Origin of the sequence: Mycoplana azooxidifex, from assembly GCF_014196765.1 — a bacterium.
GTDB lineage: Bacteria > Pseudomonadota > Alphaproteobacteria > Rhizobiales > Rhizobiaceae > Mycoplana > Mycoplana azooxidifex.
Genome location: NZ_JACIEE010000003.1, coordinates 244,308 through 266,778 on the forward strand (window position 1 = coordinate 244,308; position 22,471 = coordinate 266,778).

General features: G+C 65.8%; 25 protein-coding genes. 12 read left to right on the plus strand and 13 right to left on the minus strand.

All coding sequences use genetic code 11. The annotated features are described in order from the left end of the window. Positions 1–236: 236 nt before the first annotated feature. A complete protein-coding gene (locus GGQ64_RS07695; RefSeq protein ID WP_183801638.1) occupies positions 237–1,130 on the minus strand; it encodes a LysR family transcriptional regulator in 894 nt (297 codons plus the stop codon). Positions 1,131–1,282: 152 nt separating this feature from the next. On the opposite strand from GGQ64_RS07695, the gene GGQ64_RS07700 reads away from it, so the two are divergent. Next, entirely contained in the window at positions 1,283–1,936 is a 654-nt protein-coding gene (locus GGQ64_RS07700; RefSeq protein WP_183801641.1) for a hydrolase, read from the plus strand. A gap of 101 nt (positions 1,937–2,037) precedes the next feature. Here GGQ64_RS07700 and GGQ64_RS07705 read toward each other — a convergent pair whose 3' ends face one another. Next, positions 2,038–2,598 (minus strand): methylated-DNA--[protein]-cysteine S-methyltransferase, encoded by a 561-nt coding sequence (locus GGQ64_RS07705; protein ID WP_183801644.1) that lies wholly within the window; start codon positions 2,596–2,598, stop codon positions 2,038–2,040. 158 nt (positions 2,599–2,756) lie between these two features. On the opposite strand from GGQ64_RS07705, the gene GGQ64_RS07710 reads away from it, so the two are divergent. After that, complete coding sequence (locus tag GGQ64_RS07710; RefSeq protein ID WP_183801647.1) at positions 2,757–3,830, plus strand: M14 family metallopeptidase; 1,074 nt, start codon at positions 2,757–2,759, stop codon at positions 3,828–3,830. A gap of 156 nt (positions 3,831–3,986) precedes the next feature. Continuing rightward, complete coding sequence (locus GGQ64_RS07715) at positions 3,987–5,450, plus strand: phospholipase D-like domain-containing protein (protein WP_183802593.1); 1,464 nt, start codon at positions 3,987–3,989, stop codon at positions 5,448–5,450. Positions 5,451–5,480: 30 nt separating this feature from the next. On the opposite strand, the gene GGQ64_RS07720 is transcribed toward GGQ64_RS07715, so the two are convergent. Continuing rightward, positions 5,481–6,335: an endonuclease/exonuclease/phosphatase family protein gene (locus GGQ64_RS07720; protein WP_183801648.1), complete on the minus strand. Its 855-nt coding sequence runs from the start codon at positions 6,333–6,335 to the stop codon at positions 5,481–5,483. 191 nt (positions 6,336–6,526) lie between these two features. Here GGQ64_RS07720 and GGQ64_RS07725 point away from each other — a divergent pair, with 191 nt between their 5' ends. After that, on the plus strand, positions 6,527–7,696 hold the full coding sequence (locus GGQ64_RS07725) for an amino acid aminotransferase (protein WP_183801651.1): 1,170 nt from the start codon (positions 6,527–6,529) through the stop codon (positions 7,694–7,696). Between the two features lie 49 nt (positions 7,697–7,745). Further along, a complete protein-coding gene (locus tag GGQ64_RS07730; RefSeq protein ID WP_183801654.1) occupies positions 7,746–8,096 on the plus strand; it encodes an ArsC family reductase in 351 nt (116 codons plus the stop codon). Between the two features lie 72 nt (positions 8,097–8,168). On the opposite strand, the gene GGQ64_RS07735 is transcribed toward GGQ64_RS07730, so the two are convergent. From GGQ64_RS07735 to pcaD, 6 genes are all read right to left on the minus strand, one after another. Then, positions 8,169–9,482 carry a calcium-binding protein gene (locus tag GGQ64_RS07735; protein ID WP_183801657.1) on the minus strand — a complete coding sequence of 438 codons (1,314 nt, stop codon included), beginning with the start codon at positions 9,480–9,482 and terminating at the stop codon, positions 8,169–8,171. Positions 9,483–9,601: 119 nt separating this feature from the next. After that, a complete protein-coding gene (locus GGQ64_RS07740; protein WP_183801660.1) occupies positions 9,602–10,660 on the minus strand; it encodes a 3-carboxy-cis,cis-muconate cycloisomerase in 1,059 nt (352 codons plus the stop codon). 145 nt (positions 10,661–10,805) lie between these two features. After that, the gene (pcaG, locus tag GGQ64_RS07745; RefSeq protein WP_183801663.1) at positions 10,806–11,420 is read right to left on the minus strand and encodes a protocatechuate 3,4-dioxygenase subunit alpha; all 615 of its coding nucleotides are present in this window, start codon (positions 11,418–11,420) and stop codon (positions 10,806–10,808) included. A 1-nt stretch (position 11,421) separates the two neighbouring features. Next, a complete protein-coding gene (gene pcaH / locus GGQ64_RS07750) occupies positions 11,422–12,171 on the minus strand; it encodes a protocatechuate 3,4-dioxygenase subunit beta (RefSeq protein WP_183801666.1) in 750 nt (249 codons plus the stop codon). 3 nt (positions 12,172–12,174) lie between these two features. Beyond that, entirely contained in the window at positions 12,175–12,597 is a 423-nt protein-coding gene (gene pcaC / locus GGQ64_RS07755; protein WP_183801669.1) for a 4-carboxymuconolactone decarboxylase, read from the minus strand. 4 nt (positions 12,598–12,601) lie between these two features. Then, positions 12,602–13,402 carry a 3-oxoadipate enol-lactonase gene (gene pcaD / locus GGQ64_RS07760; protein ID WP_183801672.1) on the minus strand — a complete coding sequence of 267 codons (801 nt, stop codon included), beginning with the start codon at positions 13,400–13,402 and terminating at the stop codon, positions 12,602–12,604. Between the two features lie 106 nt (positions 13,403–13,508). On the opposite strand from pcaD, the gene pcaQ reads away from it, so the two are divergent. Then, complete coding sequence (pcaQ, locus tag GGQ64_RS07765; protein WP_183801675.1) at positions 13,509–14,483, plus strand: pca operon transcription factor PcaQ; 975 nt, start codon at positions 13,509–13,511, stop codon at positions 14,481–14,483. Here the strand turns inward: pcaQ and GGQ64_RS07770 are convergent. Further along, positions 14,468–15,130, minus strand: a complete 663-nt coding sequence (locus GGQ64_RS07770; RefSeq protein ID WP_183801678.1) for a sulfite oxidase-like oxidoreductase — start codon at positions 15,128–15,130, stop codon at positions 14,468–14,470. The genes pcaQ and GGQ64_RS07770 overlap by 16 nt on opposite strands. A 61-nt stretch (positions 15,131–15,191) precedes the next feature. Further along, positions 15,192–15,947: an IclR family transcriptional regulator gene (locus tag GGQ64_RS07775; RefSeq protein ID WP_183801681.1), complete on the minus strand. Its 756-nt coding sequence runs from the start codon at positions 15,945–15,947 to the stop codon at positions 15,192–15,194. 156 nt (positions 15,948–16,103) lie between these two features. Here GGQ64_RS07775 and GGQ64_RS07780 point away from each other — a divergent pair, with 156 nt between their 5' ends. From GGQ64_RS07780 to pcaF, 3 genes are read left to right on the plus strand one after another with little or no spacing between them, the layout of a single operon-like run. Beyond that, entirely contained in the window at positions 16,104–16,811 is a 708-nt protein-coding gene (locus GGQ64_RS07780; RefSeq protein WP_183801684.1) for a 3-oxoacid CoA-transferase subunit A, read from the plus strand. After that, positions 16,808–17,497, plus strand: coding sequence for a CoA transferase subunit B (locus GGQ64_RS07785; protein ID WP_183801687.1), 690 nt, complete (start codon positions 16,808–16,810; stop codon positions 17,495–17,497). Before GGQ64_RS07780 ends, GGQ64_RS07785 begins: the two co-directional genes overlap by 4 nt. 11 nt (positions 17,498–17,508) lie before the next feature. Continuing rightward, on the plus strand, positions 17,509–18,714 hold the full coding sequence (gene pcaF, locus GGQ64_RS07790) for a 3-oxoadipyl-CoA thiolase (RefSeq protein ID WP_183801690.1): 1,206 nt from the start codon (positions 17,509–17,511) through the stop codon (positions 18,712–18,714). 78 nt (positions 18,715–18,792) lie between these two features. On the opposite strand, the gene GGQ64_RS07795 is transcribed toward pcaF, so the two are convergent. Both GGQ64_RS07795 and GGQ64_RS07800 read right to left on the minus strand, forming a co-directional pair. Beyond that, on the minus strand, positions 18,793–19,704 hold the full coding sequence (locus GGQ64_RS07795) for a ribokinase (protein ID WP_183801693.1): 912 nt from the start codon (positions 19,702–19,704) through the stop codon (positions 18,793–18,795). 48 nt (positions 19,705–19,752) lie between these two features. After that, positions 19,753–20,970, minus strand: a complete 1,218-nt coding sequence (locus tag GGQ64_RS07800; RefSeq protein WP_183801696.1) for a DNA recombination protein RmuC — start codon at positions 20,968–20,970, stop codon at positions 19,753–19,755. A gap of 129 nt (positions 20,971–21,099) precedes the next feature. Here GGQ64_RS07800 and def point away from each other — a divergent pair, with 129 nt between their 5' ends. The 3 genes from def to GGQ64_RS07815 all read left to right on the plus strand — a co-directional run bounded on the left by def (position 21,100) and on the right by GGQ64_RS07815 (position 22,397). Next, positions 21,100–21,624: a peptide deformylase gene (gene def / locus GGQ64_RS07805; protein ID WP_183801699.1), complete on the plus strand. Its 525-nt coding sequence runs from the start codon at positions 21,100–21,102 to the stop codon at positions 21,622–21,624. 69 nt (positions 21,625–21,693) lie between these two features. Further along, a complete protein-coding gene (locus GGQ64_RS07810) occupies positions 21,694–21,978 on the plus strand; it encodes a plasmid stabilization protein (protein ID WP_183801702.1) in 285 nt (94 codons plus the stop codon). Beyond that, positions 21,975–22,397: a type II toxin-antitoxin system VapC family toxin gene (locus GGQ64_RS07815; protein WP_183801706.1), complete on the plus strand. Its 423-nt coding sequence runs from the start codon at positions 21,975–21,977 to the stop codon at positions 22,395–22,397. The genes GGQ64_RS07810 and GGQ64_RS07815 overlap by 4 nt, the downstream gene beginning before the upstream one ends. The last annotated feature ends 74 nt before the right edge of the window (positions 22,398–22,471 follow it).

Genomic DNA, 22,471 nt, shown 5'->3' on the forward strand with positions numbered 1-22,471 from the left:
GCGGAACGGGACGGCTGATCGTCCCGCGACGCTGTCGCAAAGGGCCATTCGGCGATTAAGGCTCCTATCGACGAGGGATGCCTCCGGGAACACGCCGGCGCCTGGGCGGCGACCTTCAAGTTGACGGCAGCCGGCGGCGATTGGCGGCTCTGACGTAGCCGCCAAGAATGCAACGATCTGCGGGCATGTCAGACTGCTGCCTCGCGTGATGAGCCCAGCCCAGCGCCGTTCGTGCTTCAGCGAGCGCCACCTGCAAGGTCAGGAGCGGGTTCGCAAAACTCGATCAGCAATTCGGTGAGAAGCCGTACCTTCCGGACAGGATGCTGACCTGGCGGGCGGATGACATGTACGCCTGCCGAAGGCGGCGGATGGCGTGTCATGACCGGAACAAGCGCGCCGGAGGCCCGATGTTCACGGGTGAGCCAATCGGGAAGATAGGCGATGCCGAGGCCTGCTACCGCGGCGGCGACGAGAGCTGTGCCATTGTCGGCCTTGAAGCGCCCCCGCGGGTGAACCGTGATGATCTTGTCGCCATCGGTCAGTTGCCAGGATTCCGTTCCCTGCATGAGGGCCTGATGAGCCGCTAGCTCGTCAGGCGTCTCAGGGGAACCGTGCGCTTCAATATAGTGCGGGCTCGCGACGAGCCTCCCATAGATCGGTCCGACGCGTCTTGCGATCAGGTTTGAATCCGGAAGATGGCCGATCCGGATCGCACAATCAAAACCCTCCGTGATGAGATCGACGAAGCGATCACTGTAGTCGGCGTGGATGTGGAGCTGCGGGTGGCGTCGCGCCATTTCCGCGAGCATGGGAGCAAAGTGGGTCAGCCCGAAGGAAAGCGGCACGGCTACGCGCAAGCGACCGCGAAGCTCACCGGCGGGCAGGATCGTTTCCCGGGCCACATCGATCTCGGCGCAGGCTCTGGCCGCGTAGTCTCGGAACATGACCCCCGCTTCCGTCAGAGCAGCGCCGCGGGTGGTTCGTGCAAGAAGCTGGACGCCAAGTTCCGCTTCGAGCCGGGAGAGCCGCCGGCTGACGATTGACTTGGAGACGCCGAGCCGGCGCGCAGCGGGCGAAACGCCCCCGGCATCGGCAACCTCCACGAATGTCTGCAGCTCTTCGATGTCCAAATCAGCGTTCCCCGTTTCGCGACACAGCGTAGCACTTAAGACCGGTACCGCATCTTAAACGGGAATGACAATGTCTGCCCCGGCAGCGTCGCAATCGGCGCATGTCTCCCCGCAAACCAATCTACTCAAAACGACAGCATAAGGATTTAATGATGACTTTTCGTAATGGCCTTGCTTCGCTTCTTCGTCCGGAAGACTCGGTACTCGTTCTGATCGACCACCAGCCCTACCAGCTCACCAACCTGAACAGCCATGACCCGCATATGGTGGTGAACAATTCAGCGGGCCTGGCAAAGGCGGCCAAGGCCTTCGGCGTGCCGACCATCCTGACCAGCGTGATCGCCGACCGGGGCGGCCTCATCTTCCCGCAGATCACCGATGTCTTTCCGGGCCAGGAAGTGATCGACCGGACGTACATCAACACCTGGGAAGACCAGAAGGTTGTCGATGCCGTCAAGGCTACGGGGCGCAAGCAACTCATCATCGCAGGCCTTTTTACGGAGATCTGCGTCGCGATGCCGGCAATTCAGGCGGCCGGCGAAGGTTGGGACGTGACGGTCATCACGGACGCCTGTGGCGGCGTGTCGGTCGAAGCCCATGAGGTGGCCATCCAGCGCATGATCGCGGCGGGCTGCAATATGATGACGTGGTTTGCACTTGTCGCCGAATGGCAACGAGACTACACGCGAACCAAGACCGTTCCCGCACTCGTGGAACTCCTCAAGGAGCATCTGGCCGGCAGCGGTATAGCCTACCTGTGGGAGCAGCAGTTGCTCAACACGCCGGTGCCGAGCAGCGCAGGCTGATCTGATCGGGGATGACGAGCCTCGTCATCCCCCTTCTACAGGTAAGCCCAAAAGGGAGCGCGGCGAGGATGGCATTCTTCACCTGCGGCGGCTTTGCGTCGTCAGAACCCGAAGGACTGCTGGGCGGGCGCCGGCGGGGCGAAGGAGATGCCTTCCAGGGCCAGCATCCGCACCTTGGACGTCGCGCCGCCGGGAGCTGAAAAGCCGCCGACCTTGCCGCCGGCGGCCAGCACGCGGTGACACGGAATGATCAGGGCGACCGGGTTCTTCGCCATGGCCTGGCCGACGTCGCGCGCCGCCTCGGGCCCTGCGCCGAGTTCGCGGGCGAGCGCGCCATAAGTGGTGGTCCGGCCCCATGGAACCTTGCGCGCGGCGGCGTAGACCGCCCTGAAGAAATCGTCCTGTCCGGAAAGATCGAGTGGTACTGCGGAGAAGTCCGCCGGCTCGCCGGCAAAATAGCGCTGCACGGCCTCCACGGCTGCGGCCACAAATTGCGGCGGCTCGCCTGGCGCAGCACCGGGTGCGCGCCGCAACAGCAGGCGGCGGGTGGTCTCGGCATCCTCGCCCGGAAGCTGGAACCGCGTCACGCCCGCAGCGTTCCAGGCGATCCCGCAGGGGCCGCCCGCGGTCTCGAAGATCAGGTAGCTGGACGAATCCGCCATGGCGCAGCCTCCCCTTCGCCTTTCCGGTCAGTCCAAAATCGTGTTTCCCGGGGCGAATTTCAACCCGTTTTCTGCCGACCCTGACCCAATTGCGGGGTTGCACCGATCGCGCGCAATCCGCATAAACCGCGGTCAGTGGAGAATGGCGAGGACACGACATGGAGCATTCGGAGATCACCATTGCCGGGGATACGCCCGGCATCGAATGGCGACTGCCCGTGCTGCGCTTTCGCGGCGACACGGACTCAGCACCCAAGGTCTATATGCAGGCGGCGCTGCATGCGAACGAGTTGCCGGGCACGGCGGTGCTGCATTTCCTCTGCGACAGGCTGCGGAAGGCAGAAGCCGAGGGCGCGCTCGCCGGCGATGTGACGATCGTTCCGCAGGCGAACCCGATCGGCGCCGCGCAGGCCCATTTCGGCGAGATGCAGGGCCGGTTCGATCTCGCCTACCGCACCAATTTCAACCGTGATTTTCCGCTGGTCACGCTCGCCGAGCGCGGCGATCTGCTGGCGGATCTCGACCGGGAAACGGCCGTAAAGCGACTGAAGCGGACACTGCTGCACATGGCGCTCGGCGCCGAGCTGGTGCTGGACCTGCATTGCGACGACGAATCCGTTCAGTATGCCTATATCGACGAGGCGTTCTGGCCGGAGGCTGCCGATCTCGCGGCCGCCCTGTCGATGCAGGCGGTCTTCCTCTCGGACGGCGAGAGCACGGCGTTCGAGGAGGCGGTCGGCCATGCCTTCAAGCGCCAGGACGACAGCCAATGCGCCAAGGTGCCGGGCAGGCTTGCCGTCACCGTCGAGCTGCGCGGGCGGCGCGACGTCTACCCGGACACCGCGAAGGCGGATGCGGACGGTCTGTTCCGATTCCTGGTCGCCCGCGGCGTCGTTCGCAGTGCCGAGGCGCCGGTACCGGCATTCACGGAGCTGGCGTTCACGGGGCCGGCGGTTCCGCTCGACAACATCGACATGGTGCGGGCACTGGAGCCGGGGACGGTGCTGTTTCACAAGGATATCGGCGACATCGTGGAAGCCGGCGAACTGCTGGCGACCATCATCACCCGCCCGGGGTTTGCCGACGGCATCTACGAGATGCGCGCCGAGCGAACCGGGCTGGTCGCCACCCGCACCTCGGACCGGTTCGTCCGCCGCGGCGACGACCTGATGAAGATCGTCTGCAAGGATCGGATCCGCATCGACCGCGCGCCCGGCACGCTCGAGGATTGAACAAATCCGGCAGGCAGCCGGTATTCCCCGCCAGGCGAAGTAAAGCCTTGAATCTGCGTGCAATCCGTTCCGAAAGCCCATACTCGTTTTGCGGGATATGCGCTAAGGTGAATGGAAGTCCCGTTCAACGATCAAGGGGTGCTCGACGAAAGCGGCATGCTGCAGACCTTCTCCGCCTATTGGCCACATGTTCTTATCGTGCTTTCGGTCGTGCTCGGCACGCCGGCTGCCATCCATGCCGCAATGACCAAGGACGAGGTGCGGGCGGCGATCGGCTGGGTCGGCGTCATCCTGCTTTCGCCGGTCATCGGGGCGGTGCTCTACTATGTCGTCGGCATCAACCGCATCCGCCGCAAGACGCTGACGCTGCAGCGCGCCGGCGCCATCACCAGGAAGGGGCGGCACCATCCCGAGCGCCACGACGTGTCCGACGAGGCCGTGCATAGCCGCTATGGCGGTGCGCTTTCGGCGATGAAGCACCTGGGCGACAATGTCTCCCGGTTCTCGATGACCTCCGGCAACACGATAAGGATGCTGGAGACCGGCGATGCCGCCTATGCCGCCATGCTGGAGGCGATCCATGGCGCCAGGCGCAGCATCCTGCTCGAGACCTACATCTTCGATCGCGACGCCATGGGGCTGCGCTTTGCGGAGGCGCTTTCGGCGGCGGTTGCGCGCGGCGTCGAGGTCCATGTGCTGGTCGATGCGGTCGGGGCGCGCTATTCGACGCCCAGCATCATGCAGACGCTGCGCCAGGGGGGCGTTTCTGCGCGTGTCTTCAACGGCAACATCGTCATGGGCCTGCGGCTGCCCTACGCCAATCTGCGCACGCACCGGAAACTCCTGGTGGTCGACGGCGGCACCGGCTTTATCGGCGGGCTGAACATCCGCGCCGCCTTCACAACCGAATGTTGCGGCGAAAATGTCGCCAGAGACACGCACTTCCGCGTGACGGGACCGGTCGTCGGCGACCTCTTTCACATAGCCTACGAGGACTGGCAATTCTCGGGCGGCGGCGCTCTCGACGGAGAGGCCTGGCATCTGGAGGTGCCGGTGGCTGCGCCGAACATGTCGCTTCTGGCGCGCGCGGTCGCCTCCGGGCCGGACAGGAACCTGGAGGCCAACCAGCGCATGCTGATGGGGGCGATCTCGATTGCCAAGAACCACATCCGCATCATGTCGCCCTATTTTCTGCCCGAGCGGGACCTGATCAGCGCGCTCGCGACCGCGGCACGGCGGGGTGTGCACATCGACATCGTCGTGCCGGGCACCAACAACCTCAAGCTCGTCGATCTTGCCATGACCGCGCAGTTCGACCAGTTGCTGAAGGCGGGCTGCAGGATCTGGCGGGCGAGCGGAACGTTCAACCACTCCAAGCTCACGGTCGTCGACGGCGTCTGGTCCTATATCGGCTCCTCGAACCTCGATCCGCGGTCGCTGCGGCTGAACTTCGAGATCGACATCGAGGTGTTCGACACGTTCTTCGCCGCGCAGATCGAGGAGAAGATCGGCCGCGTGCTGAAAACGGCAGAGCCCGTGGAATTGCAGGCACTGCGCGCCCGTCCGTTCTCGCGCAGGCTGGTCGAGCGGATCACCTGGCTCTGGTCGCCCTATCTCTAGAAGCCCGGCAACCGGAGGTGTCTCACCAGCCTAGGACGAAACCACCTTGCTCTTTGCCGGATCATAGCTGCGATAGGAGCGCTCCCAGATCGCCTGCAGGTCGATATGCGCCTTGATCGGCAGGTGGTCGGAAGCAATGCGGGCGAGCGGGCTGTCATGCACCTCCACCGCGGCCACGAGATCGTGGGGATGGCCGAGAACCCGGTCGAGCGCCAGCACGGGGAAGCGGGAGGGAAAGCTCGGCACGGCGCCGGCAACCGGATCGAACACAGGCGAGAGCGGCGAGAGCGAGGACTTGCGGCCGACCCGCCATTCGTTGAGGTCGCCGATCAGCACCGTCGGCATCTCCTCCTCCTGCGCCACGGAGGCCAGCACCGCCTTGGCCTGCAGTTCCCGCGATCGCTTGAGAAGACCGAAATGAGCCGCGACGACGCGCAGCATGCCGGCGGGAAACTCGAAATTGACCACGAGCGCGCCACGCGGCTCGACGCCCGGCAGCTTCAGCTGGCGCACGGTCTGCACGGTGCCCTTGCGGATCATCAGCATGTTACCGTGCCAGCCGTGGCTGCCCGAGGACAGCGTGGCGATCGGCACCGGCACGAGACCGCAATCGCGCTCGAGCATGACGAGGTCGAGCAGGCCCGACCGGTCGCCGAAGCGCTTGTCTGCCTCCTGGATCGCGATCACATCGGCATCGATCTCGGAGATGACCTCCGCCACGCGCTCCGGATCGAACTTGCGATCGACGCCGACGCACTTGTGGACATTGTAGGAGGCGATGACGGTGTCGCCGCCGTCGCGGTTGGCAGAGAACGGCCTGTGCCCGCGCCGATTGCGGATTGCAGACAGGGCGGCAGCACCCACCTTCTCGTTCAGTTTTCTCAAAGGCCCTTCCCTCGCACGACTGTGCGCGCCGAAGATAGGCGACACGCCGGTCTGCTGCAACCGTTTCACGGAAAGGTTGGTTCCCGAAAATCTCCCATGCCGCCCACAATAACCGCGTCGAAGTTCGGGCTCGAAATCGCTCGCGTTTTCGCCTACACCGACCGCTGCATCGATCCAGGAGGAGGTCCGCCATGTTCGACAAGCTCATCCACCAGCCCGACGATCCCCTGCTCGCCCTGATCGGCCTCTATCGTGCGGACGCGCGGGCCGGCAAGGTCGACCTCGGCGTCGGCGTCTATCGCGACGAACAGGGCGCGACGCCGATCTTCCGGGCCGTGAAGGCAGCGGAGCGGCGGCTCGTGGAGAACCAGGCGACCAAGTCCTATGTCGGCCCCGAGGGCGACCCCGTCTTCGTCGAGCGCCTGTGGGAACTGACCGCCGGGGCAGCAGGACGGGAGCGCCCGACCGCCGGCGTCCAGACGCCGGGCGGTTCCGGCGCGGTCAGGCTCGCCGCCGACCTTCTGGCCCGCATGGGCGTCAAGCGGATCTGGCTCGGCGTTCCGACCTGGCCGAACCACCCTGCCATCTTCAAGGCGGCCGGGCTTGCCATCGCAACGCACCCCTACTTCGACGTGCCGTCGCAGGCGATCCTGTTCGATCAGATGGCGGAGGCACTCAAGGGTGCAAACGCAGGCGACGCGGTCCTGCTTCATGCGAGCTGCCACAATCCGAGTGGCGGCGTGCTTTCGTCGGAGCAGTGGACGGCGCTCTCGGCCTTGATTGCCGAGCGTGGCCTGATCCCGCTGATCGACAGCGCCTACCAGGGGTTCGGCAAGGGGCTGGACGCGGATTCGGCGGGATTGCGCAAGGTGCTCGCTGCCGTGCCGGAAGCGCTCGTGGCCGTTTCCTGCTCCAAGAACTTCGGGCTCTACCGAGAACGCACGGGCGCGGTCTATGCGGTGGCGTCCTCGAAGGATGCGGCGCAATCCGTTCGCACCAATTTCGTGAGCATCGCCCGCGCCAACTACTCGATGCCGCCGGACCACGGTGCGGCGATCGTCAGCGAGATCCTCGGCGACGAGGCGTTGAAGGCGGACTGGATGGCCGAACTGGAGACAATGCGCCGCCGGGTCGCCTCGATCCGCGTCAAGCTGGCAGCCGGCCTGTCGCGTCGCTGGCAGGTGTTGACGGCGATGGCGGAGCAGGAAGGCATGTTCTCGCTGCTGCCGCTCGAGGAGGCCGACGTGCTGCGGCTTCGCCACGACCACGGCATCTACATGCCCGGCTCGGCCCGAATCAACATCGCCGGGTTGAAGACGGCGGAGGTCGACGCCGTGGTCGAGAAGTTCCTGAGCCTCTGACCGGAAGTTCGGCTCGCGGCCGCAACATGCAATCGAAAGGACGATCTTCATGGCTGTGACGATCTACGGCATCAAGAACTGCGACACGATGAAGAAGGCCCGGACCTGGCTGGACAGCCGCGGCATTTCCTACCGCTTCCACGACTACAAGGCCGAAGGCATCGACGCGGGATCGCTCGGGCGCTGGATCGGTGCGCTCGGCTGGGAGACGGTGCTGAACCGCGCGGGTACCACGTTCCGTGCCCTGCCCGAGGCCGACAAGACCGGCCTCGATGCGGAGAAGGCCATAGCCCTCATGCTCGCCCAGCCCTCGATGATCAAGCGGCCGATCCTCGACATCGACGGAACGCTGCTGGCCGGCTTCAAGCCGGACGTCTACGAGACCGCTTTCGCGGCGTGAAGCCGCCGCCTTCGACAGGCGGCCGGCGCGAGCGGCCGCGGGCATCCGGGCAGGGTCCAGCGAGCGGCTTCGTCAGATGATGAAGAAGTCGTCGGCGGTGATCTTCAACTCGTCGGCGACGATCGCGAAGAGCTTGCGCTCGCCGGCGGCGCTGCCGTTGCAGTCGTAGTAGAGATTGCCTGTGTCCTTCTCGTAGATGATGCGATCGGCCTTGTCCTTGGCGGTGCCGCTGTCGTTGGCCACGAACTGGGACGCCGAGAGCGCGCCGATGCCGGTCAGCTTGGTGAAGATTGCGTTCTCCAGCTTGATCGTATCCGCGACGACGTTGAAATCCTCGATCTCGTCGATGTTGTCCTTGGCGCTGAGCCTGGTATTGAAGACGAAAGAGTCCCGGCCTGCATCACCACGAAGCTGGTCGTTGCCGAGACCACCCGCGATCGTGTCGTTGCCGCTGTCGCCGCGCAGCCAGTTGTCGCCTGCGCTGCCGGTCAGCTTGTCGGCAAAGATCGTCCCGCGCACCCCCTCGATGCTTTTCAGCGTATCCGTCTTGCCGAACCCGTCGATGGCGGTGCCGGCCTTGAGGTCGACGGTGACCCCCCTGGCACTGCCGCCGTTGCCCTGGTCACGGTGATAGCTGACCGTGTCGAAGCCGCCGCGGCCATCGATCGCGTCGCGGCCGCCCACCCCCTGAAAGTCCTCGTCCCTTGCCGACCCTTTCAGGATGTCCCTGAACTGGGTGCCGCGAAAGGTCTCGAAATTCTGGAACGCCTCCGTGTTGCCGTAGGGATCCCTCACCGTGCCGGCGGCCGCGTCGAGGAGGACGCCGCCAAGGGCGTCCGGGTTGTGGCGGGCATCCTGAAAACTGAGATTGTCCCAGCCCTTGCCGCCATCGTAGCTGTCCTTGCCCTCGCCGCCGATGACGAAGTCGTCGCCGCCCTTGGCGTTGATCGTGTCGTTGCCGCCGAAGCCCTCCAGATCGTCGTTGCCGGACGATCCGTCGAGCGTGTCGTTGCGGTTCAGGATCCAGGCCTGCAGGTTCCAGGGGTCGAAGATGTCGGCCGCGTTCTCCAGGGCCTCGAGCGAAAGCTTCAGGCCGGTGAGCTTGGCGACAGGGGTCACGCCATCGGATTGCAGCAGTTCCAGCCGGCTGACCGTCCCGGCCGTCGCCGCGCCGTCCTTGTCGAAGGCGAAGCCGGAGCCGACGAGGCGAAGCTTCAGGCCGTTGTCCAACTGGAGGCTGTAGACGGTGGACGAGCGGCTTATGACCGAGGCTTCCGAAAAATCGACGAGGTCGCCGAACATCGGATTGTAGTCGAAGCCCGCGATCGCGGGGCTGTAGCTCTGGGGATACTTGCTGCCGGGAAAATACACCGTATAGGTTGCCATCGGCCATCCTCCAACGATAAGGGAGGCCTAATATACGGATGCCGGCCGGTGCTGTCGATGAAGGCAGCCTACCTCTAACGGGCGATGCGCCGGGCATTTCCGATGCAAGACGAGACGGGCTAGCGAACGCTGCCTATGTCTTCGATCGACCGCACGACGGCGCCTGCGAGCCGCGTGGCACTGCCGGCGGCAACGGCCATCTGCGGCAGCAGCATCCATTCCAGCGTCCACGCGCTTCCGGAGCGCTCCTGTTCATGCACCAGCGACTGGTGCAGGCCGGCAAGGGCCGTGGCGTTGAAGCGGGCGAGCGTCACGAGCGCCTCGGCCGAAACTGGGTTGTGCTTGTGTGCCATGGCCGATGAGGCGCCGCCGCCGGAAAGGACGATCTCACTGCCGTCCTGGGCCATGAGCGCAATGTCCTGCCCGAGCTTGCCGAGGCTGCCGGTGATCAGGGACAGAAGACTCCCAAACGTAGCGATCCGGTCGCGCTGGCTATGCCATTGCGCAACGTCGGCAAGGCCGAGCGCATCGGCCAGGAGCGTGCGGAGCGCCGGCCCGCGGTCGTCGAACCTGTCGAGCGTGCCGGCGGCACCGCCGAACTGGACCGGAAACCGCTGCTCGATCGCAAGGCCGAGTTCCTCGATATGGCGCTCGAGCGGCTGTTTCCAGGCTGCGATGCGATCGGCCACGCTGATCTCGATCGCCGCCTGCATGCGGGTGCGTCCCATCAGCACCCTGCCGCCGTGGCGGGCGTCGAGCTCGTTCAATTCATCGACGATGGCACCGAGGCGATGGCTGAGGATGACGGCGACGCGGGTCAGGCGCAGCATCAGGGCGCTGTCGATCACATCCTGGCTGGTGGCGCCGAAATGGACATGGGCCGCCGCCTCGCCGCCCACGACCTGGCGCAACTGGCGAACGAATTCCGGCACCACGACGCCGTCGCGGGCGGTGGCCTGACGCAGGACCGCGACGTCCGGCGAAAACTGGTGGGCCGCCTCGGCGATCGCCTCGGCTGCCGACAGCGGAATGACGCCTTCCGCGGCCTCGGCGCGCGCCAGCGCCACCTCGAAGGCGAGCATCGCCTCGAGCTCCGCGGCCGCGGAGAAGAGCTCCGCCATTTCCTCGTCGCCCAGGAGGCCGGACAGATAGGGGTGGTCGAACGGAGATACGGTCATCGCTACCATCCTGGCAAAGTCGTTTCAGCCGCCGGCATGCGCGCGTCCCCACGACCGAGGATGCTAGCGGTAAAGATGGCGCAACCCGGCGGTCGATCAAGGCCAATCGCATCGCATCGGATCCCGCCGCCCCCGGATCCGCACGCTAGATGTCGAAGAACACCGTTTCCTTCTCGCCCTGAAGGTGGATGTCGAAGCGACAGGCGGAACCGTCCACGGCCGCGATCAGGGTCGGGAAGCGCACGCGATGCTCGATGCGCATCAACACCGGATCCTCGGCATTGGCCGCCTGCTCGTCGCCGAAATACATGCGCGTGTTGAGGCCGAGATTGATGCCGCGGGCGACGATCCAGAGACTGACATGCGGCGCCATCTTCCGGCCGTCCTTGAAGGGGACGCGCCCGGGCTTGACCGTCTCGAAGCGGAACTCGCCGGTGGTGCCGTCGCAGGCACTGCGGCCCCAGCCGGTGAAGTTCGGATCGGCGGTGCCGCGCAATTCGGACGGGCTGTTGTAGAGGCCTTCCGCATCGGCCTGCCAGATCTCGACGAGCGCGTCCTTCAGCGGCGTTCCCGTCCCGTCCAGCACGCGGCCGGTGATGGTGATGCGTTGGCCGAGCGTCCGGTCGTTGACCATCGCCGCGCCGAGATCGCCTGCATAGACCCCCTCGATGCCGCAGCCGTTCGGGGTCAGGCCGATATGGACGTAGGGACCTGCGGTCTGCGAGGGCGTTTCCTTGAGATAATCCAGCGGCTGCGTCATCTCAGTTGCCCTCCAGCCGGTTCTCGAACAGCGTGGAGCGGCGGCCGCGCAACACGATGTCGAATTTGTAAGCGCGCGCATCCATCGGGATCGTGTTGTTCCAGTCGAGCGGTGCGATCAGTTGCTCGATCGCGGCACGATCGGGGATGGTCATCACGATCGGACATTTCCAGATCATCGGATCCCCCTCGAAATACATCTGCGTGATCAGCCGCTGGGCAAAGCCGTGGCCGAACACGGAGAAGTGGATGTGGGCGGGGCGCCAGTCGTTGACGCCGTTCGGCCAGGGATAGGGGCCTGGCTTGATCGTGCGGAAGGCATAGGCGCCGTCGTCATCGGTGATCGTGCGACCGCAACCGCCAAAATTGGGATCGAGCGGCGCCAGATAGCTTTCCTTCTTGTGGCGATAGCGTCCGCCGGCATTGGCCTGCCAGAACTCGAGCAGCGCGCCCGGCACCGGCCGCCCCCGCTCGTCGAGGACGCGGCCGTGGACGATGATGCGCTCGCCGATGGCGCTGTCGCCAGGCTTTGCAAAATTGTGGATCAGATCGTTGTCGAACTCGCCGAGCAGGGAATGGCCGAAGACCGGGCCGGTGATTTCCGAAAGGGTTCCGTCGAGCGACAGCAGCGCCTTCTGCGGCGCGCGCAACACGGAGGTCTTGTATCCCGGCGTCAACGCCGGCGGATGCCGGCTGCGGTCGCGCGGAAAGAAGGCGCCCGTCTCGGGTTTGCGGTTCGGAATGTCGGTCATCGCTTACCTCCCGGTCTGGCCTTCGGCCGCGCTCCCGGCGTCCATTTCCTGAAAGACCCGCTTGGCGATCTTGATCGCATGGTTGGCGGCAGGCACGCCTGCATAGATCGCCACATGCAGCAGCGCCTCGCAGACATCCTCGCGTGTCGCGCCGGTATTGGCGGTCGCCCGCACATGCATGGCCACTTCGTCGTCCTGTCCCAGCGCCGCCAGAAGCGCGATCGTCACCATCGAGCGCTCGCGCAGCGTCCAGGCCGGACGCGACCACACGGCTCCCCAGGCCGCCTCCGTGATCAGTTCCTGGAACGGCTGGTCGAAGGCGGTGGCCGCAGCCTGCGCGCGGTCGACGTGAGCCTCGCCCAGCACCTTGCGTCGGGTGACCATGCCCTGGCGATAGCGGTCCGAGCCGACCTGCGCGTCTGCCATGCCGTTATTCTCCGTTCACGAGCGATTCGATGAAGGCGCGAAGGATCGCCGCCAGCGCCTCGGGCTGCTCGACGCAGGGAATGTGCCCCGCGCCGGGAATGACCTCGTAGCGCGCGCCGGGAATGAGCTTCGCGGTCGCAAGCACGACGTCGGGCGGCGTCGAGCCGTCCTGGTCGCCGACGACCAGGAGCGTGGGCACGGCGATGCGGGTCGCCGCGGCGGTGAAATCGGCATCGCGGATCGCGGCACAGGTCGCGGCATAGCCGACCGCCGGCTGGCGGACCAGCATGTTCCAGTAGCCGTGATAGGCGGTGTTTTCCGGGCGGCGGAACGCCGGCGTGAACCAGCGCTCCATCACGTTGTCGGCGATGCTCTCGATGCCGTCGCGCTCGACGGCGGCGATGCGCGCGTCCCACATCTCGGCGGTTCCGATCTTGTGGGCGGTGTCGCACAGGGCGAGCGCCCTCACCAGATCCGGCCGGGCCGCATAGAGGCCTTGCGCGATCAGGCCGCCAACGGAAAGGCCGACGATGACGGCCTGCTTGACCGCATAGACTTCGAGCAGGCCCGCGAGATCGCTGACATGGTCGTCGATCGAATAAGGCGCCTGGCCGACATCGGAGAGGCCGTGGCCGCGCTTGTCGTAGAGGATCATCGGAAAGTCGCCGGCAAGGCGGACGATGACGTCGCGCCAGATGCGGTAGTCCGTTCCGAGCGAATTGGCGAAGACGAGCACCGGCCGGCCTTCCGGGCCGCCGATGACCTGGTGATGGAGCGTGATGTCGTTGACGCGCGCGAACTGCAAGGCTGTCTCCTCCCGACGTCGCAGAATGGTCTCTTGATATGGTTAGGTAAAATGATATTTCATGGCAACCTGATAACCATATGGTTATTCATGATCGAGGCGCGCCATGATCGACAGTCGCATCAAGTTCCGCCATCTCCAGACCTTTGTCGAGGTGGCCCGCCAGAAGAGCGTGATGAAGGCCGCAGGCGTGCTCCATGTCAGCCAGCCCGCCGTGACCAAGACAATCCGTGAACTGGAGCAGGTTCTGGGCGTGGCCGTGTTCGAGCGCGACGGCCGCGGTATCAGGATCACCCGCTACGGCGAAGTTTTCCTCCGCCACGCCGGCGCGGCGCTGACGGCACTCCGCCAGGGCTTCGATTCGGTGTCGCAGGCGCTCCACGGCGACGCGCCACCGATCCGCATCGGCGCGCTGCCGACCGTTTCCAGCCGGATCATGCCCCGCGCGATCGGCCTGTTTCTGGCAGAGGAGACAGGCGTGCGCATCAAGATCGTCACCGGCGAGAACGCTGTTCTTCTCGAGCAGTTGCGCGTCGGCGACCTCGACCTGGTGGTCGGGCGGCTGGCGGCGCCCGAGCGGATGACGGGGTTTTCCTTCGAGCATCTCTATTCGGAGCAGGTCGTCTTCTGCGTCCGCACCGGCCATCCGCTGTCGGCCCCCAGCCAATCCGTCTTCACCGGTCTCGCCGGCTTTCCCGTCCTGATGCCGACGCAGGGTTCCGTCATCCGTCCCTTCGTCGATCGGCTCCTGATCGCAAACGGCGTCGCAGAACTGCCAAACCAGATCGAGACCGTCTCGGACGCGTTCGGGCGCGCCTTCGTGCGGTCGAGCGATGCGGTCTGGATCATCTCCGCCGGCGTGGTGGCGAACGACATCGAGACCGGACAACTGGCCGCGCTCGCCGTCGATACCAGCGAGACGAAGGGGCCGGTGGGGCTGACGATGCGTACCGATGCCGTGCCCTCGCTGCCGCAGTCGATCCTGATGCAGACGATCCGCGAGGCGGCTCTAGCGGTGGGACGGAAGGAACCAACTCGCCGGACGCGGGCAGCGCAGGCCGGCGGTCAGTCGCCCGAGTAGCGTTCCTCGACCCAGGGATCACCGCGCATGTGGTAGCCGTTGCGCTCCCAGAAACCGGCGCGATCGGCGGTGAGGAACTCGATGCGGTTCACCCACTTGGCGCTCTTCCAGAAATAGAGATGCGGCACGACGACGCGAACGGGGCCGCCGTGCTCGGCCGTCAGCGGCTCGCCCTCCCAGTGGGTGGCGAGCAACGCGTCCTCGACGGCGAAATCGGCGAGCGGCAGGTTCGTGGTGTAGCCGTCGTAGCTCGACAGCATCACATGGGTGGCGGACGGCTTCGGCATGACCAGATCAAGCAGGTCGCGAGTGGCCACACCCTGCCAGCGGTTGTCGTAGCGTGACCAGGTGGTCACGCAATGGATGTCGGAAAGTCTGTCGGACTGCGGCAGCGCGTGGAAGGCGCGCCAGTCGAGCGAGACCGGGTTCTCCGCTTCGCCGACAATATCGAGCCGCCAGCTCTCCGGCCGGATCACCGGCTGCTGGCCGAGATCGAGCACCGGCCAGTTCTTGACCAGATGCTGGCCCGGCGGGAGGCGGTCGGACTGCGGCCGCGCGATGCGGCCGGTGAGGAACTTGCCCTGCTCGGCCCAGTTGCGCTTGGTCCGCGTCAGCTTGCTTTCCGGAGCCTCGTTTCCGTCGCCCATCGTCTCTCTCCTTGCCGCAATGCAGCAAGCACGGACATTTGACGACTGTCAAGAACGCGGCCTACTGCAGCAGCGAGCGGAGCGCGGCCTGGACCTCACGCATGGCAGGCAGGAAGCGGGACGTCATTTCCTCGACTGGGACGGCCGCCGCCGGCGCGCCGACATTGAGGGCCGCCACCACGCGGCCACGGGCGTCTTCCAGCGGCACCGCGATGGAGCGGAGGCCGATTTCGAGCTCCTGGTCGATGACGGCAAAGCCCTGCGACCGAACGCGTACCAGCTCCGCCATCAGTTCGTCGGGATCGGTCCTGGTGTGCTCGGTGTTCGCCTTGCGGTCGGTGGCCATGATCCGGGCACGCGCCTCCGCCTCGGGCAGGCTCGCCAGCAGCACGCGCCCCATCGAGGCGCAGTAGGCCGGAAGACGAGAGCCGGGCACGAGGCTGATCGACATGACCCGCTTCTGCGCCGCCCGGGCGACATAGACGATGTCGGTGCCGTCGAGGACCGAGGCCGACGCGCTCTGCCCCACCGCCTCCGAGAGCCGATCGAGATGGGGCTGGACCAGCCGCGGCAGGGGGGTGGCCGACAGATAGGCATGGCCGAGCCTGAGGATGCGCGGCGTCAACTCGAAGAACTTGCCGTCGAAGTGCGCGTAGCCGAGTTCGGAAAGGGTAAGGAGGCATCGGCGCGCGGTCGCCCGGTCCAGTCCGGTCGCCCGGGCGACCTCCGATATCGTCAGGCGCGGCTGCGCCTCGCCGAACGCTTCTATCACCTTCAATCCCTTGGCGAAGCCGCCGACAAAGTCCGTTTCCCGCATCGTGTCCTCTTTTGTCCGTCGCTTCATTTTGTGCGGTATTTGAACAAAAGTCAAATATCGCACAAAATGATTGCCGGTTTTCTTGCCCGGTTCTATTTCTGGGGACACGGGAGGCGCCAAGGCAGCTCCGGACGGCGCAACAGGCGGGAGAACCAGATGGACAAGACGATCGGAAACCTGGTGGAAGCCGTGGCCGGGATCGGCGACGGTGCGACGGTGATGATCGGCGGCTTCGGCGGCTCCGGTGCGCCGATCGATCTCATCCATGCGCTGATCGACAAAGGTCCGAAGGATCTCACGGTGATCAACAACAATGCCGGCAACGGCCGCATCGGCATCGCCGCGATGATCGACGCCGGCATGGTGCGGAAGATGATCTGCTCCTTCCCGCGCTCGTCCGATCCGCGCGCCTTTACGGACAGGTACCTCGACGGCGAAATCGAGCTGGAGCTGGTTCCGCAGGGCACGCTGGCCGAGCGCATCCGTGCCGGCGGGGCCGGCATCCCGGCCTTCTACACGCCGACGAGCTTCGGCACGGATCTGGCGGAAGGAAAGCCGATCGCGGAGTTCGACGGCCGCAAATACGTGCAGGAGCGCTGGCTGAAGGCCGATTTCGCCATCGTCAAAGCCCATGTCGGGGACGTGCACGGCAACCTCACCTACAACAAGGCCGCCCGCAACTTCAATCCGCTGATGTGCATGGCGGCGGCAAGGACGATCGCGCAGGTCTCCCGCATCGTCCCCCTCGGCGGCATCGATCCCGAGCACGTCGTCACCCCCGGCATCTTCGTCGACCGTGTCGTCGAGGTCGCCGATCCGCAGCAGGAAGAAGAGCTCATCCGGGCAGGAGTGGCCTACGCATGACCGTCGACACGCGTGAAGACATCAAGCTTTCCAACGCCCAGATCGCCTGGCGCGCGGCGCAGGACATCGAGGACGGCGCCTATGTGAACCTCGGCATCGGATTCCCGGAAATGGTGGCGCGCTACCAGCCGTCGGGACGGCAGGCGATCTTCCACACCGAGAACGGGATCCTCGACTTCGGCGAGGCACCGCCGAAGAGCGAGGAGGACTGGGACCTGATCAACGCCGGCAAGAAGGCTGTGACACTGAAGCCGGGGGCCGCCTTCTTCCACCACGCCGACAGCTTCGCGATGGTGCGCGGCGGGCATCTCGACGTCGCCATCCTCGGCGCCTACCAGGTCGCCCAGAACGGCGACCTCGCCAACTGGCGGGTGGGCAGCAAGGGCGTTCCGGCCGTCGGCGGGGCGATGGACCTGGTCCATGGCGCCAGGCAGGTCTTCGTCATCACCGAGCACGTGACCAAGGACGGCGCCCCGAAGCTGGTGGAGAAGTGCACCTTCCCGCTGACCGGCGTCGGCTGCATCACCCGCGTCTATACGAGCCATGCCGTCATCGACATCAAGGACGGCCGGTTCGTGCTGCGCGAAAAGCTGCCGGGCATGTCCCTGGCGGAACTGCAGGCCATGACCGGTGCAACGCTTCACGTCGACGGTGTCGTGGCCGATCTCGTCGTGCCTGAGCTTTGAGGAGACAAGACATGGCCGAGGCCTTTATCTGCGACTACATCCGCACGCCCATCGGCCGCTTCGGCGGCGCCCTTTCATCGGTCCGCGCCGACGATCTCGGCGCGATCCCGCTCAAGGCGCTGATGGCGCGCAACGGATCGGTCGACTGGGACACCGTCGATGACGTCATCTTCGGCTGCGCCAACCAGGCGGGTGAGGACAACCGCAACGTCGCGCGCATGTCGTCGCTGCTTTCCGGCCTTCCCGTCGGCGTGCCCGGCACCACGATCAACCGGCTCTGCGGCTCGGGCATGGATGCGGTCATCACTGCTGCCCGCGCCATCAAGGCCGGCGAGGCGGAGTTGTTGATCGCCGGCGGCGTCGAGAGCATGAGCCGGGCGCCGTTCGTTATGCCCAAGGCGGAGACGGCCTTTTCCCGCAATGCCGAGATTCATGACACGACAATCGGCTGGCGCTTCGTCAATCCGCTGATGAAGAAGCAATATGGCGTCGATTCCATGCCCGAGACCGGCGAGAACGTTGCCTCGGACTTCAAGATCAGCCGGCAGGACCAGGATGCCTTCGCCTATCGAAGCCAGGCGAAGGCGGCCGGGGCCCAGGGGAACGGACGGCTGGCGCGGGAGATCACGCCGGTGACGATCCTCCAGCGCAGGGGCGAGCCGATCGCGGTCGAACGGGACGAGCATCCGCGCGCCACGACGATGGAGGCACTCGCCAGGCTCGGCACGCCCTTCAGGGCGGAGGGCGGCACGGTCACGGCCGGCAACGCGTCCGGCGTCAACGACGGGGCCGCGGCGCTGGTGATCGCGTCGGAGGTGGCCGCCCGCAGGCACGGGCTGACGCCGATCGCCCGCATCCTCGGGGGCGCAAGCGCCGGCGTGCCGCCGCGCATCATGGGCATCGGCCCGGTGCCGGCCTCGCAGAAGCTCATGGCCCGCCTCGGCCTGACGCAGGACCGGTTCGACGTGATCGAACTCAACGAGGCCTTTGCCAGCCAGGGGCTGGCGACGCTGCGCCAGCTGGGGATCGCCGACGACGACGCCCGCGTGAACCGCAATGGCGGGGCGATCGCCCTCGGCCATCCGCTCGGCATGTCGGGCGCTCGGCTCGCCGGCACGGCCGCGCTGGAGATCAACTTGACAGGCCGCCGGCTCGCGCTTGCCACCATGTGCATCGGCGTCGGCCAGGGAATTGCGATCGCGCTGGAGCGGGTCTGAGGCGGGTCGGCTAGGACGGAGCCACCCGATATCGCGGCTCCTTCCTCGCCCGGCGCGCCGGGCGCCTAGGATGGTGACCTAGTTTCCGCCGAGGCGGGCATCAACCTCGGCGGCATACGGGATCGCGGGCTGGGCGCCGCGCTTGGTGCAGGCCAGCGAGCCGGCAACGGCCGCGCGGCGCAGGCAGTCGGCAAAGGGTAGGCCGGCATCGAGCGAGGCGGCGAGATAACCACTGAAACTGTCGCCGGCGCCGACGGTGTCGATCGGCTCGATCTTCAGGCCCGGCGCGCGGAAGATGCTGCCCTTGCGCATGGCAATGACGCCGTCTGCGCCGAGTGTGACGATGATCGTCTGGCCTGTCCGCTCGTGGATGACGCGCATCTCCGCCTCGCGCTGGGCGTCGGAGAAGCCGGACTTTCCGGCGAAAAGCTCGAACTCGCTCTCGTTGGTCACGACGATATCGGCCTTGGCGCCGAGGCTCGTGCCATGGGCGGTGAAGGGTGCGAGGTTGATCACCGAGGTTACGCGTCGCGCCCTGGCCGAATCCAGCGCCGCCTCCACCGCTTCCGGCGGAATTTCCATCTGCAGCATGAGGACGTCGCCGGCGGACATCTGCGACACCGCCGCCTTGGCATCGGCCGCGGTCACGTCGCCATTGGCGCCGGGGACCACGACGATGACGTTCTCGCCGTCGTCGTCGGCAACGATGATATGCGCCGTGCCCGTCGGCTCGTCGGCGACCTTGACGAAATCGAGGTTCACTGCCGCCTGGGTCAAAAGGACAAGCGATTCCGCGGCGAAGCTGTCGCCGCCGACCGCGCCCGCCATGCGCACCGTCGCGCCGGCGCGCCTGGCCGCGAGCGCCTGGTTGGCCCCCTTGCCGCCGGCTGCGGTCGTGAAGCTGTGCCCGGCCACGGTCTCGCCGGGCCTCGGCAGGCGTGCGGTCGTGGCGATGAGATCCATGTTGATGGATCCGAAGACGGTAATCATGGGCCAGCTGTCCTCCGGTATTGCTGGAACCGACACTGCCCGAGGCCGTCAGTCCTCGTCAACAACTCTCAGCTTCAATTGGCCGGTGCGGCTTTCGACCGCACGTTCGGTCGCAGGCGGCGATGGCGCTGTTGCGCCCTGGGAGGTGAGCACCTCGAACTCCATCTCGCCGATGCGCGCGCCGCGGCGGGCAAGCTTTTCCGTCGACGTCAGGATCTGGTCGACATCCTTCTGCGCCGAGGTGAAATGGCCGTGCAGCTTGCGGACGCGATCGTCGAGGCGGCCGAGATCCTCCATCAGCCGCAAGACCTCGCCCTGGATGACATGCGCCTGCTCGCGCATGCGCTGGTCCTTCAGGAGCGCCTGCAGAACCTGGATCGACAGGAGAAGCAGCGAGGGAGAGACGATGACGATGCGGGCGCGATGGGCGCGCTGGACGATCCCCTCGAAGCTCTCATGGATCGAGGCGAAGATCGATTCGGACGGAACGAAGAGGAAGGCCGTGTCCTGCGTCTCGCCGGGCTGCAGGTATTTTTCGGAGATATCGCGGATGTGCACCTCCATGTCCCGGCGGAACTGCTGGGAGGCAGCCTTCGAGGCCTCCGGCGTGCCGGCGCCGCCCATGGCGTTCCAGGCCTCCAGCGGAAACTTCGCGTCGATCACCAGCGGCGGCTGCCCGTTCGGCATGCGGATCACGCAGTCGGGGCGCACCCCGTTTGCCAGCTGCGCCTGGAACTCGTAGGCGCCGATCGGCAGCCCGTCGGCGACGATCGTCTCCATCCGCGCCTGGCCGAAGGCCCCGCGCGTCTGCTTGTTGGCGAGGATCGCCTGCAGGCCGACGACGTCCTTGGCCAGCGACTGGATGTTGGCCTGGGCCGTATCGATCACCGCAAGCCGCTCCTGCAGGCGGCGCAGGTTCTCGTGGGTCGTGCGCGTCTGCTCGCTGATCGACTGGCCGAGGCGCTGGGTCAGCCCGTCGAGGCGCTGGTTGATCCCCTGGTTCGTCTCCGCCTGTCGCGCGCCGAAGACCTCGGCCATGGCGGCGACGCGGCCCTGCATCTCGTTTTGCGCCCGCAAAAGCTCGCCAAGCCGCATTTCCGCGACAACGGCCGCTTCGCGCTGGCGATTGGCAGCACGGTGCGAGACGACCGTCCAGCTGAGGATGACGAGGGCTGCGACGATGCATGCAAGCTGCAGCGACGGCTCGCGCACGAGCGCATCCGCCAGCCGAATCAGTGCGTTTTGGAGCGATGGTTCCGCATTCATGCGGCAAACATAGCAGCATTTGCCGGGGACGCCAGATCATAACGTGAACAAACCGGCTTCCGCGAAACCGCCTGCCCAACGCAACGCAAGACAATTGAAAGGCGCCCGACAAACGGCTAATTGAGGCACATGACGATCAAACCGCTGATTATTCTCCCCGATCCCATCCTGCGCGAGATCTCCGCGCCGCTGGAAGCCATCAACGACGAGACGCGCCGGCTGGCCGAGGACATGCTGGATACGATGTACGACGCGCCCGGCATCGGGCTGGCGGCGATCCAGATCGGCGTGCCGCGGCGGATGCTGGTGCTGGACGTCTCCAAGGACGGCGACGAGAAAACCCCGCTGGTCTTCATCAATCCCGAGATCGTCGCGTCCTCCGACGCCCGGTCCGTATACGAGGAAGGCTGCCTTTCGATCCCCGACTACTATGCCGAGGTGGAGCGCCCGGCCACAATCTCCGTGCGCTTCCTCGACCGTGAGGGCAAGGAGCAGACGATCGACGCCGACGGACTGCTCGCCACCTGCCTCCAGCATGAGATCGACCACCTCGACGGCGTGCTCTTCATCGACCACATCTCCAAGCTGAAGCGCGACATGGTCATCCGCAAGTTCACCAAAGCCGCCAAGACCCGGGGCGCCAAGGCGATCTGAACGGCGGGACGTTGAAAAATCGCGGCAATCGCACTATGATATCATCGATATCATAGTGGAGGCATAGCGATGGGCGACCTGCTTGTGCGGAACATTTCCGATGGGATGAAGCACGATCTTTCCCTTGCCGCCGAACGTGCGGGCATGAGCCTGTCTGACAAGGCGAAGGAATTGTTGTACCAAGGCCTCCAGCGGGAGGGGAAGGACATACAGCCGAAAGCAAAGTCGGCCTGGGAGGCGCTTCGCCAGATCACATTGTGGACCGGTCCGGACGACGACTTCAGCAAGATCCTGGACGAGATCGAATCCGACCGTAAGAAGGACCTCGGACGCCCGGTCGAGAGTCCGGAATGATCGTTCTCGACACCAACGTGATTTCAGAAGTCGTCAAGGCGCGTCCCGATCCCAACCTCGCACTCTGGATGCAGCGGACAGCGGAGACGGAGCTCTTCCTGTGCGACATCGTCGTGATGGAACTCTCCTTCGGCGCCGAGCGGTTCCTGCGTCGGACCGGCTCGGACAGATACGCGCGCTCATTGGCCGATATGCTCGACCTTTTTCGCGACAGGGTTCTGGAACTGCGGCTGGATGCGGCGATGCTGACGGGACGGCTGAGGGCCATGCGGGAAGCTACCGGACGACCGATTGCAATTTCCGACGCCATGATCGCCGCGATCTGCATCCATCATGGCGCAGCGCTGGCCACGCGAAACGTAAAAGACTTCGAGGGGCTTGATCTGAAGCTCGTAAACCCGTTTGAAGGGGCAAGCTAACAGTTGAATCCGCGCATGCGCCCGTCCGGGGACCGGCCCGACCCCGGGGCCATGCGCTGGACGGGAGTCTCGCG

Coding starts and splice junctions, on each gene's coding strand:
- GGQ64_RS07710 (WP_183801647.1), top strand. CDS start 2,757: ATGGAGCATTCGGAGATCACCATTGCCGGGGATACGCCCGGCATCGAA.
- GGQ64_RS07785 (WP_183801687.1), top strand. CDS start 16,808: ATGACCGTCGACACGCGTGAAGACATCAAGCTTTCCAACGCCCAGATC.
- GGQ64_RS07730 (WP_183801654.1), top strand. CDS start 7,746: ATGGCTGTGACGATCTACGGCATCAAGAACTGCGACACGATGAAGAAG.
- GGQ64_RS07795 (WP_183801693.1), bottom strand. CDS start 19,704: ATGATTACCGTCTTCGGATCCATCAACATGGATCTCATCGCCACGACC.
- GGQ64_RS07735 (WP_183801657.1), bottom strand. CDS start 9,482: ATGGCAACCTATACGGTGTATTTTCCCGGCAGCAAGTATCCCCAGAGC.
- GGQ64_RS07700 (WP_183801641.1), top strand. CDS start 1,283: ATGACTTTTCGTAATGGCCTTGCTTCGCTTCTTCGTCCGGAAGACTCG.
- GGQ64_RS07780 (WP_183801684.1), top strand. CDS start 16,104: ATGGACAAGACGATCGGAAACCTGGTGGAAGCCGTGGCCGGGATCGGC.
- pcaG (WP_183801663.1), bottom strand. CDS start 11,420: ATGACGCAGCCGCTGGATTATCTCAAGGAAACGCCCTCGCAGACCGCA.
- GGQ64_RS07715 (WP_183802593.1), top strand. CDS start 3,987: ATGCTGCAGACCTTCTCCGCCTATTGGCCACATGTTCTTATCGTGCTT.
- GGQ64_RS07725 (WP_183801651.1), top strand. CDS start 6,527: ATGTTCGACAAGCTCATCCACCAGCCCGACGATCCCCTGCTCGCCCTG.
- GGQ64_RS07800 (WP_183801696.1), bottom strand. CDS start 20,970: ATGAATGCGGAACCATCGCTCCAAAACGCACTGATTCGGCTGGCGGAT.
- GGQ64_RS07770 (WP_183801678.1), bottom strand. CDS start 15,130: ATGGGCGACGGAAACGAGGCTCCGGAAAGCAAGCTGACGCGGACCAAG.
- GGQ64_RS07810 (WP_183801702.1), top strand. CDS start 21,694: ATGGGCGACCTGCTTGTGCGGAACATTTCCGATGGGATGAAGCACGAT.
- pcaC (WP_183801669.1), bottom strand. CDS start 12,597: ATGGCAGACGCGCAGGTCGGCTCGGACCGCTATCGCCAGGGCATGGTC.
- def (WP_183801699.1), top strand. CDS start 21,100: ATGACGATCAAACCGCTGATTATTCTCCCCGATCCCATCCTGCGCGAG.
- GGQ64_RS07740 (WP_183801660.1), bottom strand. CDS start 10,660: ATGACCGTATCTCCGTTCGACCACCCCTATCTGTCCGGCCTCCTGGGC.
- GGQ64_RS07815 (WP_183801706.1), top strand. CDS start 21,975: ATGATCGTTCTCGACACCAACGTGATTTCAGAAGTCGTCAAGGCGCGT.
- GGQ64_RS07705 (WP_183801644.1), bottom strand. CDS start 2,598: ATGGCGGATTCGTCCAGCTACCTGATCTTCGAGACCGCGGGCGGCCCC.
- pcaQ (WP_183801675.1), top strand. CDS start 13,509: ATGATCGACAGTCGCATCAAGTTCCGCCATCTCCAGACCTTTGTCGAG.
- pcaH (WP_183801666.1), bottom strand. CDS start 12,171: ATGACCGACATTCCGAACCGCAAACCCGAGACGGGCGCCTTCTTTCCG.
- GGQ64_RS07775 (WP_183801681.1), bottom strand. CDS start 15,947: ATGCGGGAAACGGACTTTGTCGGCGGCTTCGCCAAGGGATTGAAGGTG.
- pcaF (WP_183801690.1), top strand. CDS start 17,509: ATGGCCGAGGCCTTTATCTGCGACTACATCCGCACGCCCATCGGCCGC.